This is a genomic window from Paraburkholderia sp. SIMBA_054 (genome assembly GCF_046534875.1).
Taxonomy (GTDB): domain Bacteria; phylum Pseudomonadota; class Gammaproteobacteria; order Burkholderiales; family Burkholderiaceae; genus Paraburkholderia; species Paraburkholderia hospita.
Map to the genome: position 1 here is coordinate 1 of NZ_JAWRXV010000027.1, position 14,281 is coordinate 14,281.

General features: G+C 59.2%; 9 protein-coding genes and 4 tRNA genes. All 13 read left to right on the forward strand.

Annotated features, from left to right (window positions below; all coding sequences use genetic code 11):
• Window positions 1–205 precede the first annotated feature (205 nt).
• The 13 genes from SB822_RS29080 to rpoC all read left to right on the forward strand — a co-directional run bounded on the left by SB822_RS29080 (window position 206) and on the right by rpoC (window position 14,145).
• Window positions 206–291, forward strand: a tRNA-Tyr gene (locus tag SB822_RS29080).
• A gap of 46 nt (window positions 292–337) precedes the next feature.
• A tRNA-Gly gene (locus tag SB822_RS29085) sits at window positions 338–411 on the forward strand.
• Between the two features lie 21 nt (window positions 412–432).
• Window positions 433–507 (forward strand) — tRNA-Thr (locus SB822_RS29090).
• A gap of 64 nt (window positions 508–571) precedes the next feature.
• Window positions 572–1,762 (forward strand): elongation factor Tu, encoded by a 1,191-nt coding sequence (gene tuf, locus SB822_RS29095; protein WP_063497539.1) that lies wholly within the window; start codon window positions 572–574, stop codon window positions 1,760–1,762.
• Window positions 1,763–1,824: 62 nt separating this feature from the next.
• Window positions 1,825–1,900 (forward strand) — tRNA-Trp (locus SB822_RS29100).
• A 35-nt stretch (window positions 1,901–1,935) separates the two neighbouring features.
• The gene (gene secE, locus SB822_RS29105; protein ID WP_007578365.1) at window positions 1,936–2,316 is read left to right on the forward strand and encodes a preprotein translocase subunit SecE; all 381 of its coding nucleotides are present in this window, start codon (window positions 1,936–1,938) and stop codon (window positions 2,314–2,316) included.
• 1 nt (window position 2,317) lies between these two features.
• On the forward strand, window positions 2,318–2,875 hold the full coding sequence (gene nusG / locus SB822_RS29110) for a transcription termination/antitermination protein NusG (protein WP_007578364.1): 558 nt from the start codon (window positions 2,318–2,320) through the stop codon (window positions 2,873–2,875).
• Window positions 2,876–3,026: 151 nt separating this feature from the next.
• Entirely contained in the window at window positions 3,027–3,458 is a 432-nt protein-coding gene (gene rplK / locus SB822_RS29115; protein WP_007578363.1) for a 50S ribosomal protein L11, read from the forward strand.
• Window positions 3,459–4,157 (forward strand): 50S ribosomal protein L1, encoded by a 699-nt coding sequence (gene rplA, locus SB822_RS29120; protein ID WP_007578362.1) that lies wholly within the window; start codon window positions 3,459–3,461, stop codon window positions 4,155–4,157.
• Between the two features lie 268 nt (window positions 4,158–4,425).
• Window positions 4,426–4,956 (forward strand): 50S ribosomal protein L10, encoded by a 531-nt coding sequence (gene rplJ, locus SB822_RS29125; RefSeq protein ID WP_176133888.1) that lies wholly within the window; start codon window positions 4,426–4,428, stop codon window positions 4,954–4,956.
• A 75-nt stretch (window positions 4,957–5,031) separates the two neighbouring features.
• Window positions 5,032–5,406 (forward strand): 50S ribosomal protein L7/L12, encoded by a 375-nt coding sequence (gene rplL, locus SB822_RS29130; RefSeq protein ID WP_007578360.1) that lies wholly within the window; start codon window positions 5,032–5,034, stop codon window positions 5,404–5,406.
• A 369-nt stretch (window positions 5,407–5,775) separates the two neighbouring features.
• The gene (gene rpoB, locus SB822_RS29135; protein ID WP_079483662.1) at window positions 5,776–9,882 is read left to right on the forward strand and encodes a DNA-directed RNA polymerase subunit beta; all 4,107 of its coding nucleotides are present in this window, start codon (window positions 5,776–5,778) and stop codon (window positions 9,880–9,882) included.
• 21 nt (window positions 9,883–9,903) lie between these two features.
• Window positions 9,904–14,145 (forward strand): DNA-directed RNA polymerase subunit beta', encoded by a 4,242-nt coding sequence (gene rpoC, locus SB822_RS29140; protein ID WP_007578358.1) that lies wholly within the window; start codon window positions 9,904–9,906, stop codon window positions 14,143–14,145.
• The last annotated feature ends 136 nt before the right edge of the window (window positions 14,146–14,281 follow it).

Here is a 14,281-nt window from a genome sequence, read left to right on the forward strand (position 1 = left end):
GTGAAACGACTCCACGCCGATGATAGTGCGGATTGCCCGTGTGAAAGTAGGTAATCGTCAGGCTCCTTACCCAAGACAAGACCCCGCCCTCAAAAGCGGGGTCTTGTCGTTTGCTCTCTACTATAAGTGAGAGCTTATGGGTTTCGAGCGGTCAAGAGCCACTTGACAAGATGTAATCGCTCCCCCATAATCATCAGTTCTCTGCGGAGGGGTGCCCGAGTGGCTAAAGGGGGCAGACTGTAAATCTGTTGGCTTACGCCTACGTTGGTTCGAATCCAACCTCCTCCACCAGATTTCAAAGTGCTGTAACGCAGTTGTCGGGAATCGAGGGATCCTTGCGGGTGTAGCTCAATGGTAGAGCAGAAGCCTTCCAAGCTTACGACGAGGGTTCGATTCCCTTCACCCGCTCCAGCAAGCAAAAGTAGAAGTAGCGCCCATGTGGCTCAGTGGTAGAGCACTCCCTTGGTAAGGGAGAGGTCGGCAGTTCGATCCTGCCCATGGGCACCAGCTAGTACCAAGTGATTGTTTGCGCCGGGCGCAACGTACGGAAAAATCCTCTTAGGAGTCGAAAATGGCCAAAGGTAAGTTTGAGCGGACCAAGCCGCACGTGAACGTCGGCACGATCGGTCACGTTGACCACGGCAAGACCACGCTGACGGCAGCGATCACGACGGTGCTGACCAAGAAGTTTGGCGGCGAAGCGAAGGCCTATGACCAGATCGACGCGGCGCCGGAAGAAAAGGCACGTGGCATCACGATCAACACGGCGCACGTCGAGTACGAAACGGCTAACCGCCACTACGCGCACGTCGACTGCCCGGGCCACGCTGACTATGTGAAGAACATGATCACGGGCGCAGCGCAGATGGACGGCGCAATCCTGGTGTGCTCGGCAGCAGACGGCCCGATGCCGCAAACGCGTGAGCACATCCTGCTGGCGCGTCAGGTCGGTGTGCCGTACATCATCGTGTTCCTGAACAAGTGCGACATGGTGGACGACGCCGAGCTGCTCGAGCTGGTGGAAATGGAGGTGCGCGAGCTGCTGTCGAAGTACGACTTCCCGGGCGACGACACGCCGATCATCAAGGGTTCGGCCAAGCTGGCGCTGGAAGGCGACACGGGCGAGCTGGGCGAAGTGGCGATCATGAACCTGGCCGACGCACTGGATACGTACATCCCGACGCCGGAGCGCGCAGTTGACGGTGCGTTCCTGATGCCGGTGGAAGACGTGTTCTCGATCTCGGGTCGCGGCACGGTGGTGACGGGTCGCGTTGAACGCGGCGTCGTCAAGGTCGGCGAGGAAATCGAAATTGTCGGTATCAAGCCGACGGTGAAGACGACCTGCACCGGCGTGGAAATGTTCCGCAAGCTGCTCGACCAGGGTCAGGCAGGCGACAACGTCGGTATCCTGCTGCGCGGCACGAAGCGTGAAGATGTGGAGCGTGGCCAGGTGCTGGCCAAGCCGGGTTCGATCAACCCGCACACGCACTTCACGGCTGAAGTGTACGTGCTGAGCAAGGACGAAGGCGGTCGTCATACGCCGTTCTTCAACAACTATCGTCCGCAGTTCTACTTCCGTACGACGGACGTGACGGGTTCGATCGAGTTGCCGAAGGACAAGGAAATGGTCATGCCGGGCGACAACGTGTCGATCACGGTGAAGCTGATCAACCCGATCGCGATGGAAGAAGGTCTGCGCTTCGCGATCCGCGAAGGTGGCCGTACTGTCGGCGCAGGTGTCGTTGCCAAGATCCTCGAGTAAGCCAGCTAGTTCTCGTTGATCGGTTGTTTCGGGGTTGGCGATGCCGCCGACCCCAATGGTTTAGGGGTATAGCTCAACTGGCAGAGCGTCGGTCTCCAAAACCGAAGGTTGGGGGTTCGATTCCCTCTGCCCCTGCCAACTCTCGCGTCACATGTGGCGCTCGTTAAGGTGTTATGGCGAATCCTTCCGTCGAAACTGTTAATACTTCCAGCGACAAGCTGATGCTCGTCGCCGGCGTATTGTTGGTCTTGGCCGGGTTCGTGGGGTTCTTCTGGCTGAATGGCCAAGAGTGGTACGTCCGCGGAGCAGCTCTGGCTGTCGGACTGATCGCAGGCGTCGCAGTCGGTCTTCTCTCAGCGCCCGGCAAAGGTTTTATCGCGTTCGCCAAAGATTCGTACAAAGAAGTCCGTAAGGTTGTCTGGCCGACCCGCAAGGAAGCAAGCCAAACGACTCTGGTGGTTTTCGGGTTTGTACTGATCATGGCGGTGTTCCTCTGGATTTGTGATAAATCCATCGAGTGGACAATTTTCTCGGCGATTCTGGGTTGGAAATGATATGAGTGATATTCCGGCATCCCCGAGCGGAAAACGTTGGTACGTGGTGCACGCCTACTCCGGTATGGAGAAGAGCGTGCAACGTGCGCTTCAGGAGCGCATTGAGCGTGCTGGCATGCAGGACAAGTTTGGCCAGATCCTCGTCCCGACGGAAGAAGTCGTCGAGGTGAAGGGCGGCCACAAGTCGGTGACTGAGCGCCGTTTCTTTCCGGGCTATGTGCTCGTTGAAATGGAGATGACAGACGAGACGTGGCACCTCGTGAAAAACACGGCAAAGGTGACCGGTTTCGTGGGCGGTGCGCGCAATCGTCCCAGCCCGATTTCCCCGCGGGAAGTCGAGAAGATCATGTCGCAGATGCAGGAAGGCGTCGAGAAGCCGCGCCCGAAAACCCTGTTCGAAGTGGGCGAGATGGTTCGCGTAAAAGACGGTCCATTTACCGACTTCAACGGCAGCGTCGAGGAAGTGAACTACGAAAAGTCGCGTGTCCGTGTATCTGTGACGATTTTCGGTCGTGCGACGCCGGTCGAATTGGAATTCGGTCAGGTCGAAAAGCTGTAAGTCAGGTTTCGCGGATCGCGCCAGGCGGCGCGGTCCGTCTTTCGCGCTTACGGTCCGCGTAATGGCCGTTGAGGAGCGTCGGTAGTCGAAGCTTGACGAGGGCGCGTTACTACTCACCGAACGCACTCGCGTTCCAAAGAGGTTTTTCAACATGGCAAAGAAAATCATCGGCTTTATCAAGCTGCAGATTCCTGCAGGTAAAGCCAATCCGTCGCCGCCGGTTGGTCCGGCACTGGGTCAGCGCGGCCTGAACATCATGGAGTTCTGCAAGGCGTTCAACGCGCAGACTCAAGCGATGGAGCCGGGTCTACCGATTCCGGTCGTCATCACCGCGTTCGCAGACAAGAGCTTTACGTTCGTTCTGAAGACGCCGCCGGCTACGGTCCTGATCAAGAAGGCTGCGAAGCTCGACAAGGGTTCGAGCAAGCCGCACACCGACAAGGTCGGCAAGATCACGCGCGCTCAAGCTGAAGAAATCGCCAAGACCAAGATGCCGGATCTTACGGCAGCTGATCTGGACGCAGCGGTTCGTACGATCGCTGGTAGCGCCCGCTCGATGGGCATCACCGTGGAGGGCGTGTAAATGGCTAAGCTTTCGAAGCGTCTGCAAGCATTTGCAAACAAGGTTGATCGTCAAAAGCTGTACGCGATCGATGAGGCTCTGTCGCTCGTAAAGGAATGCGCAAGCGCGAAGTTCGACGAGTCGATCGACGTCGCAGTGCAGCTCGGCATCGACGCGAAGAAGTCGGACCAGGTTGTTCGTGGTTCGGTCGTTCTGCCGGCTGGTACCGGTAAGTCGGTTCGTGTTGCTGTGTTCGCCCAAGGTGAAAAGGCTGAGCAGGCTCGTGCAGCTGGCGCTGAAATCGTCGGTATGGAAGACCTGGCCGAGCAAGTCAAGGCCGGTAACCTGAATTTCGACGTCGTGATCGCTTCGCCGGACACGATGCGAGTCGTCGGTACGCTGGGCCAGATCCTCGGCCCGCGCGGCCTGATGCCGAACCCGAAGGTCGGCACGGTCACGCCGGACGTCGCGACGGCAGTCAAGAACGCAAAGGCCGGTCAGGTTCAGTTCCGTGTTGACAAGGCCGGTATCATCCACGCAACCATCGGTCGGGCATCGTTCGAGCCGACGGCTCTGCGTTCGAACCTGAGCGCGCTGGTCGAAGCGCTGCAAAAGGCGAAGCCGGCAACGAGCAAGGGCGTGTACCTGCGCAAGATTGCACTGTCGAGCACCATGGGTGTTGGCGTGCGCGTCGATCAGGCAACGCTGGCAGCACAGTAAAGTTTTAACCGCTTCGGTCGAAGGGCTGGAGCGTTTTAAGGGCTTTGGGCGGTCGCGAGGTTGCAGTCTCAACTTGGCGGCCGGTTGTCAAAGACCGTTGGTGGAGGCGCAGCAGTTGGGTGCTTCCTTAATTCAAGCCAACGCAGATGGCGAACCCGAAAAAGTTTTGAAGTGATGAAGCCGTTCGATCCCCACAGCCATGTGGATCTCGAGCGGTCGAAGTACTCCTGACTGGTCGGACGCCGTTGTTGAACGCGATGTGCGAGGCATGTGCCAAGTGCATCGAATCTGGAGGTTAACCGTGCCACTTAACAAAGAAAGTAAGCAGGCCGTCGTAGCTGAGGTTTCCGCGCAAGTCGCGAAAGCTCAGACGGTGGTTCTGGCTGAGTATCGTGGGATCACGGTTGGCGATCTGACCAAGCTGCGCGCGAAAGCGCGCGAGCAACAGGTGTATCTGCGCGTGTTGAAGAACACGCTGGCGCGTCGCGCTGTCGAAGGTACCCCGTTTGCTTCGCTGGCTGAGCAGATGACTGGTCCGCTGATCTACGGCATCTCGGAAGATGCAATTGCTGCTGCGAAGGTCGTTAATGACTTCGGCAAGAGCAATGACAAGTTGGTCATCAAGGCCGGTTCCTACGAAGGCAAGGTGATGGACAAGGCGGGCGTGCAAGCGCTGGCCAACATCCCGAGCCGCGAGGAACTGCTCTCCAAGCTGTTGTTCGTTATGCAAGCTCCTGTTTCTGGCTTCGCGCGTGCTCTGGCCGCGCTGGCAGAAAAGAAGGAAAGCGAAACTGCGTAAGCAGTGCATCGACGCACTTCAGTCGAGCGTAATTGATCGCTGGCTGTATCCGAATTCAATTTAGGAGTATTTCAAATGGCAATCGCAAAAGAAGACATCCTCGAAGCCGTAAGCTCGATGTCGGTTCTGGAACTGAACGAACTGGTCAAGGCGTTCGAAGAGAAGTTTGGCGTGTCGGCAGCTGCAGTCGCAGTGGCAGGCCCGGCAGGCGGCGGCGCTGCAGCTGCTGTTGAAGAGCAAACGGAATTCACGGTCAACCTGACGGAAGTCGGCGCGAACAAGGTTTCCGTTATTAAGGCAGTTCGTGAACTGACGGGCCTGGGCCTGAAGGAAGCGAAGGACCTGGTCGACGGTGCACCGAAGCCTGTTAAGGAAGCGGTACCGAAGGCTGCTGCTGAAGAAGCCAAGAAGAAGCTGGAAGAAGCCGGCGCGAAGGCTGAAATCAAGTAAGTTTCGGCGCGCTGTGCGAAGGCTGGCGGTTTTCCACCGCCGGCCTTTTTGTGCTTTGTGGGAACGACGTTTTTGCTCTCAAGTTTCGGCAAAAACGTGCTCCCAGAAGCCAAAGAAAATCGCCGTTCGGCAAGTTCGACTGGCGCTTCTCTTTGTCTTCTGAAGCGACTGCAGAAGGCAAGTTTGGTCGGGTAGCGGGCAACACAGGCATCCGCTGCCGTCAGCCAGCGGTTGGTAGCGGCCAACCACCAAGCTTTCAGGCTCGTTCAAGCCATCGGACGGCCAACGGGTCTCAGTCGGTGAACACTCGGGTTGTCACATCAAGGTATCCCGCCTCGACAACAATGCCCGCCGTGATTCGGAGATCGTATGCAATATTCCTTCACCGAGAAGAAGCGTATTCGCAAGAGTTTCGCGAAGCGCCCCATCGTTCACCAAGTACCTTTCCTGCTGGCTACCCAGCTTGAATCATTCAGCACGTTTCTGCAAGCAGAAGTGCCCACAGTGCAGCGCAAACCGGAAGGTCTGCAAGCTGCGTTTACCTCAGTTTTCCCCATTGTTTCGCACAACGGCTTCGCTCGTCTAGAGTTCGTCAGCTACATGCTGTCGCCGCCGGCATTCAACATCAAGGAATGCCAGCAGCGCGGTCTGACTTACTGCTCGGCGCTGCGTGCCAAGGTGCGTCTGGTGCTGCTCGACAAGGAATCGCCGAGCAAGCCCGTCGTCAAGGAAGTGAAGGAGCAGGAAGTGTACATGGGCGAAATTCCGCTCATGACGCCGACTGGCTCGTTCGTCATCAACGGCACGGAACGTGTGATCGTGTCGCAGTTGCACCGTTCGCCTGGCGTGTTCTTCGAACACGACAAGGGCAAGACGCACAGCTCCGGCAAGCTGCTGTTCTCGGCACGGATCATCCCTTACCGTGGCTCGTGGCTCGACTTCGAATTCGACCCGAAGGACGTGCTGTACTTCCGCGTCGACCGTCGTCGCAAGATGCCCGTCACGATCCTGCTGAAGGCAATTGGCCTGACGCCGGAACAGATCCTCGCGAACTTCTTCGTGTTCGATAACTTCACGCTGATGCCGGAAGGCGCGCAGATGGAGTTCGTGCCGGAGCGTCTGCGTGGTGAAGTCGCGCGTTTCGACATTACGGATCGCGACGGCAAGGTCATCGTCCAGAAGGACAAGCGTATCAACGCGAAGCACATCCGCGACCTCGAAAACGCGAAGACCAAATACATTTCGGTCCCCGAAGATTATTTGCTCGGCCGCGTGCTCGCGAAGAACGTCGTTGATGGCGACACGGGCGAAGTGATCGCAAACGCGAACGACGAAGTCACCGAAAGCGTGCTCGACAAGCTGCGCGAAGCGAAGATCAAGGACATCCAGACGCTCTACACGAACGATCTGGATCAAGGTCCGTACATCTCGTCGACGCTGCGTATCGACGAAACGGCCGACAAGATGGCCGCGCGTATCGCGATCTACCGGATGATGCGTCCGGGCGAACCGCCGACGGAAGAAGCCGTCGAGGCGCTGTTCAACCGTCTGTTCTACAGCGAAGAAGCGTACGACCTGTCGAAGGTGGGTCGTATGAAGTTCAACCGCCGTGTCGGCCGTGACGAGATCGTCGGCCCGATGACGCTGCAGGACGACGACATCCTCGCGACGATCAAGATCCTGGTCGAACTGCGTAACGGCAAGGGCGAAGTGGACGACATCGACCACTTGGGCAATCGTCGTGTGCGTTGCGTCGGCGAACTGGCGGAGAACCAGTTCCGCGCGGGTCTCGTACGTGTCGAACGTGCAGTGAAGGAACGCCTCGGCCAGGCCGAAAGCGAAAACCTGATGCCGCACGACCTGATCAACTCGAAGCCGATTTCGTCGGCGATTCGCGAGTTCTTCGGTTCGTCGCAGCTGTCGCAGTTCATGGACCAGACCAACCCGCTGTCGGAAATCACCCACAAGCGCCGCGTGTCGGCACTTGGCCCGGGCGGTCTGACGCGTGAGCGCGCTGGCTTTGAAGTCCGCGACGTGCACCCGACCCACTATGGCCGCGTGTGCCCGATTGAAACGCCGGAAGGTCCGAACATCGGCCTGATCAACTCGCTGGCTCTGTACGCGCACCTGAACGAATACGGCTTCCTCGAAACGCCGTATCGCAAGGTGACGGACAGCAAGGTCACGGACCAGATCGACTATCTGTCGGCCATCGAAGAAGGCCGTTACGTAATCGCTCAGGCGAATGCGGCTGTGGCTGAAGACGGCACGCTGACCGACGAACTCGTGTCGTCGCGTGAAGCGGGCGAAACGCTGATGGTCACGCCGGACCGCATCCAGTACATGGACGTGGCGCCGTCGCAGATCGTGTCGGTGGCAGCATCGCTGATTCCATTCCTCGAGCACGATGACGCGAACCGCGCATTGATGGGTTCGAACATGCAGCGTCAGGCTGTGCCGTGTCTGCGTCCGGAAAAGCCGGTCGTCGGTACGGGTATCGAGCGCACGGTGGCAGTCGACTCGGGCACGACCGTGCAGGCTCTGCGCGGCGGTGTGGTCGATTACGTCGACGCAGGCCGTATCGTGATTCGCGTGAACGACGATGAAGCGGTGGCTGGCGACGTCGGTGTCGACATCTACAACCTGATCAAGTACACGCGTTCGAACCAGAACACGAACATCAACCAGCGTCCGATCGCGAAGGTTGGCGACAAGGTTGCGCGTGGCGACGTGCTGGCTGACGGCGCTTCGACGGACCTGGGTGAACTGGCGCTTGGCCAGAACATGCTGGTCGCGTTCATGCCGTGGAACGGCTACAACTTCGAAGACTCGATCCTGATCTCGGAGAAGGTCGTTGCGGACGACCGTTATACGTCGATTCACATCGAAGAACTGAATGTCGTGGCTCGCGACACGAAGCTCGGACCGGAAGAAATCACGCGCGACATTTCGAACCTCGCGGAAGTGCAGCTTGGCCGTCTCGATGAGTCGGGCATCGTGTACATCGGCGCGGAAGTCGAAGCAGGCGACGTGCTGGTCGGCAAGGTCACGCCGAAGGGCGAAACCCAGCTGACGCCGGAAGAAAAGCTGCTGCGCGCAATTTTCGGTGAAAAGGCGTCGGACGTGAAGGACACGTCGCTGCGCGTGCCGTCGGGCATGAGCGGCACCGTGATCGACGTGCAGGTGTTCACGCGTGAAGGCATCCAGCGCGACAAGCGCGCGCAACAGATCATCGACGACGAACTGAAGCGTTATCGTCTCGACCTGAACGACCAGCTGCGTATCGTGGAAGGCGATGCGTTCCAGCGTCTCGCGCGTATGCTCGATGGCAAGGTCGCGAACGGCGGTCCGAAGAAGCTCGCGAAGGGCACGAAGATCGAACAGGCTTACCTCGAAGATCTGGATCACTACCACTGGTTCGACATCCGCCTCGCGGACGAAGAAGCAGCGGCCCAGCTCGAAGCCATCAAGGATTCGATCGAACAGAAGCGTCACCAGTTCGACCTCGCATTCGAAGAGAAGCGCAAGAAGCTGACGCAAGGCGACGAACTGCCGCCGGGCGTGCTGAAGATGGTCAAGGTCTACCTGGCTGTGAAGCGTCGTCTGCAGCCTGGCGACAAGATGGCAGGCCGTCACGGTAACAAGGGTGTCGTGTCGAAGATCGTTCCGATCGAAGACATGCCGTACATGGCCGATGGCCGTCCGGCTGACGTCGTGCTGAACCCGCTGGGCGTTCCGTCGCGGATGAACGTGGGTCAGGTTCTCGAAGTGCATCTGGGTTGGGCCGCGAAGGGTCTGGGCTGGCGTATCGGCGAAATGCTGCAGCGTCAGGCGAAGATCGAAGAACTCCGCAAGTTCCTGACCAAGATCTACAACGAGTCGGGCCGCGCGGAAGAGCTGGAAAGCTTCTCCGACGACGAGATTTTCGAACTCGCGAGGAACCTGCGCGAAGGCGTGCCGTTCGCAACGCCGGTGTTCGACGGTGCAACGGAAGAGGAAATGTCCAGCATGCTGGATCTGGCCTACCCGGACGACATCGCGAAGAACCTCGGCATGACGCCGTCGAAGAACCAGGTGCGTCTGTACGACGGCCGCACGGGCGAAATGTTCGAACGGACGGTGACGGTTGGCTACATGCACTACCTGAAGCTGCACCACTTGGTCGACGACAAGATGCACGCGCGTTCGACGGGTCCGTACTCGCTGGTCACGCAGCAGCCGCTGGGTGGTAAGGCGCAGTTCGGTGGTCAGCGCTTCGGTGAAATGGAAGTGTGGGCGCTCGAAGCCTACGGCGCATCGTATGTGCTGCAGGAAATGTTGACGGTCAAGTCGGACGACGTGACGGGCCGGACCAAGGTTTACGAGAACCTGGTGAAGGGCGATCACGTGATCGACGCGGGCATGCCGGAATCCTTCAACGTGCTGGTGAAGGAAATCCGCTCGCTCGGTATCGACATCGACCTCGACCGCAACTAATCGGACTACGGAGAGAAAGCAATGAAAGCTCTGCTCGATCTATTCAAGCAAGTCCAACAGGAAGAAGTTTTTGACGCGATCAAGATCGGTCTGGCCTCGCCGGACAAGATCCGTTCGTGGTCGTTCGGTGAAGTCAAGAAGCCGGAAACGATCAACTACCGCACCTTCAAGCCGGAGCGGGATGGTCTGTTCTGCGCGAAGATTTTCGGTCCGATCAAGGACTACGAATGCCTTTGCGGCAAGTACAAGCGCCTGAAGCACCGTGGCGTGATCTGCGAGAAGTGCGGCGTCGAAGTGACGCTCGCGAAGGTGCGTCGCGAACGCATGGGCCACATCGAACTGGCCTCGCCTGTCGCGCACATCTGGTTCCTGAAGTCGCTGCCGTCGCGTCTGGGCATGGTGCTCGACATGACGCTGCGCGACATCGAGCGCGTGCTGTACTTCGAAGCATATGTGGTGATCGATCCGGGCATGACGCCGCTGAAGGCGCGTCAGATCATGACGGAAGAGGATTACTACAATAAGGTCGAAGAGTACGGTGACGAATTCCGCGCTGAAATGGGCGCGGAAGGCGTGCGCGAACTGCTGCGCGCGATCAACATCGACGAGCAGGTCGAAACGCTGCGCTCGGAGCTGAAGAACACGGGTTCGGAAGCGAAGATCAAGAAGTACGCGAAGCGTCTGAAGGTGCTCGAGGCCTTCCAGCGTTCGGGCATCAAGCCCGAGTGGATGATTCTCGAGGTGCTGCCGGTGCTGCCGCCGGAACTGCGTCCGCTGGTTCCGCTGGACGGCGGTCGTTTCGCGACTTCGGACCTGAACGATCTGTATCGCCGCGTGATCAACCGTAACAACCGGTTGAAGCGTCTGCTCGAACTGAAGGCGCCTGAAATCATCGTCCGCAACGAAAAGCGGATGCTGCAGGAAGCCGTCGATTCGCTGCTCGACAACGGCCGTCGCGGTAAGGCGATGACGGGCGCGAACAAGCGTCCGCTGAAGTCGCTCGCCGACATGATCAAGGGTAAGGGCGGTCGTTTCCGTCAGAACCTGCTGGGCAAGCGCGTCGACTACTCGGGCCGTTCGGTCATCGTGGTCGGCCCGACGCTGAAGCTGCACCAGTGCGGTCTGCCGAAGCTGATGGCGCTCGAACTGTTCAAGCCATTCATCTTCAACAAGCTGGAAGTGATGGGTGTTGCTACCACCATCAAGGCTGCGAAGAAGGAAGTCGAGAACCAGACGCCGGTGGTGTGGGACATCCTCGAAGAGGTGATCCGCGAGCATCCGGTCATGCTGAACCGCGCGCCGACGCTGCACCGTCTTGGCATTCAGGCTTTCGAACCGGTGCTGATCGAAGGTAAGGCAATCCAGCTGCACCCGCTCGTTTGCGCAGCGTTCAACGCCGACTTCGACGGTGACCAGATGGCTGTTCACGTTCCGCTGTCGCTCGAAGCGCAGATGGAAGCGCGTACGCTGATGCTGGCGTCGAACAACGTGCTGTTCCCGGCTAACGGCGATCCGTCGATCGTGCCGTCGCAGGATATCGTGCTCGGTTTGTACTACGCGACTCGTGAAGCAGTGAACGCCAAGGGCGAAGGCCTGACGTTCACGGGCGTCTCGGAAGCGCTGCGTGCCTACGAGAACAAGGAAGTCGAGCTCGCCTCGCGCGTCAACGTGCGGATCACCGAAATGGTCCATAACGAAGACAAGTCGGAAGGTGCACCGGCGTTCGTGCCGAAGATCACGCTGTACGCGACGACCGTCGGCCGTTCGATCCTGTCGGAAATTCTGCCGCCGGGCCTGCCGTTCTCGGTGCTGAACAAGCCGCTGAAGAAGAAGGAAATCTCGCGTCTGATCAACACCGCATTCCGCAAGTGCGGTCTGCGTGAAACCGTGATTTTCGCCGACCAGTTGATGCAGTCGGGTTTCCGTCTGGCAACGCGCGCTGGTATCTCGATCTGCGTCGACGACATGCTCGTGCCGCCGCAGAAGGAAACCATCGTCGGCGACGCCGCGAAGAAGGTGAAGGAATACGACCGTCAGTACATGTCGGGTCTCGTCACCTCGCAAGAACGCTACAACAACGTGGTCGACATCTGGTCGGCGACGTCGGAAGCGGTCGGCAAGGCGATGATGGAACAGCTGTCGACGGAACCGGTCACGGATCGCGACGGCAACGAAACGCGTCAGGAATCGTTCAACTCGATTTACATGATGGCGGACTCGGGTGCTCGTGGTTCCGCGGTTCAGATTCGTCAGCTGGCCGGTATGCGTGGCCTGATGGCGAAGCCGGACGGCTCGATCATCGAGACGCCGATTACGGCGAACTTCCGTGAAGGCCTGAACGTGTTGCAGTACTTCATCTCGACCCACGGCGCACGTAAGGGTCTGGCTGATACGGCACTGAAGACGGCAAACTCGGGTTACCTGACGCGTCGTCTCGTCGACGTGACGCAGGATCTGGTGGTGGTCGAGGACGATTGCGGTACGTCCAACGGCGTCGCCATGAAGGCGTTGGTTGAAGGCGGTGAAGTCGTCGAAGCGCTGCGTGACCGTATCCTCGGTCGCGTGACGGTGGCTGACGTCGTCAATCCGGAATCGCAGGAAACGCTGTACGAAACGGGCACGTTGCTCGACGAAGACGCGGTCGAAGAAATCGAACGCCTCGGCATCGACGAAGTGCGTGTGCGTACGCCGCTGACTTGCGAAACGCGCTACGGTCTGTGCGCAGCCTGCTACGGTCGCGACCTGGGCCGCGGCTCGTCGGTCAACGTCGGTGAAGCAGTCGGCGTGATCGCTGCGCAGTCGATCGGTGAGCCGGGCACGCAGCTGACGATGCGTACGTTCCACATCGGTGGTGCGGCATCGCGTGCGGCAGTGGCGTCGTCGGTCGAAGCGAAGTCGAACGGTACGGTGCGTTTCACGTCGACGATGCGTTACGTGACGAATGCGAAGGGCGAGCAGATCGTCATCTCGCGTTCGGGCGAAGCGATGATCACCGACGATCACGGCCGCGAGCGCGAGCGTCACAAGGTGCCGTATGGCGCGACGCTGCTGCAACTCGACGGCGCGCAGATCAAGGCGGGCACGCAACTGGCCACGTGGGATCCGCTGACGCGTCCGATCATCACCGAGTGGGGCGGTACGGTGAAGTTCGAAAACGTCGAAGAAGGCGTGACGGTCGCAAAGCAGATCGACGACGTGACGGGTCTTTCGACACTCGTCGTGATCGACGTGAAGCGCCGCGGCTCGCAGGCTTCGAAGAGCGTGCGTCCGCAGGTGAAGCTGCTCGACGCGAACGGCGAAGAAGTGAAGATCCCGAACTCGGAGCACTCGGTTCAGATCGGCTTCCAGGTCGGCGCACTGATCACCGTGAAGGATGGTCAGCAGGTTCAGGTGGGTGAAGTGCTCGCACGTATCCCGACTGAAGCGCAGAAGACGCGTGACATTACGGGTGGGCTGCCGCGTGTGGCGGAACTGTTCGAAGCACGTTCGCCGAAGGACGCAGGTATCCTGGCGGAAGTCACGGGTACGACGTCGTTCGGTAAGGACACGAAGGGCAAGCAGCGTCTCGTTATCACGGACCTCGAAGGCAATCAGCACGAGTTCCTGATCGCGAAGGAAAAGCAGGTTCTGGTGCACGATGGTCAAGTCGTCAACAAGGGCGAAATGATCGTGGACGGGCCGGCGGATCCGCACGACATCCTGCGTCTGCAGGGTATCGAAGCGCTGTCGCGCTACATCGTGGACGAAGTGCAGGACGTGTACCGTCTGCAGGGCGTGAAGATCAACGACAAGCACATTGAAGTGATCGTGCGTCAGATGCTGCGTCGCGTGCAGATCAGCGACAACGGCGATACGCGCTTCATCCCGGGTGAGCAGGTCGAGCGTTCGGACATGCTGGACGAAAACGATCGCATGGTCGCGGAAGACAAGCGTCCGGCAACGTACGAGAACATCCTGCTGGGTATCACGAAGGCGTCGCTGTCGACCGATTCGTTCATCTCCGCGGCATCGTTCCAGGAAACGACCCGCGTGCTGACGGAAGCGGCGATCATGGGCAAGCGCGACGATCTGCGTGGCCTGAAGGAAAACGTGATCGTCGGTCGTCTGATTCCGGCCGGTACGGGTCTCGCGTTCCACAAGGCGCGCAAGACCAAGGAAATGGCGGATCGCGAGCGTTTCGACCAGATCGCTGCAGAAGAGGCCTTCGAGTTCGGTACGCCGGAAACCCCGGCTGCCGAGCAAACGCCGCACACCAACGAGTAAGCCGGCAGGCGGCGCAAGCCGCCATGCCTGTGAAGTTGGCCGACGTTGCCTGAACCGCCCGGTTTCGACCGGGCGGTTTTTTTTTGCCTTTTGGATCTGCGTTTCTGCCTATGCCTTTCGGACTCTGCCGGACGGC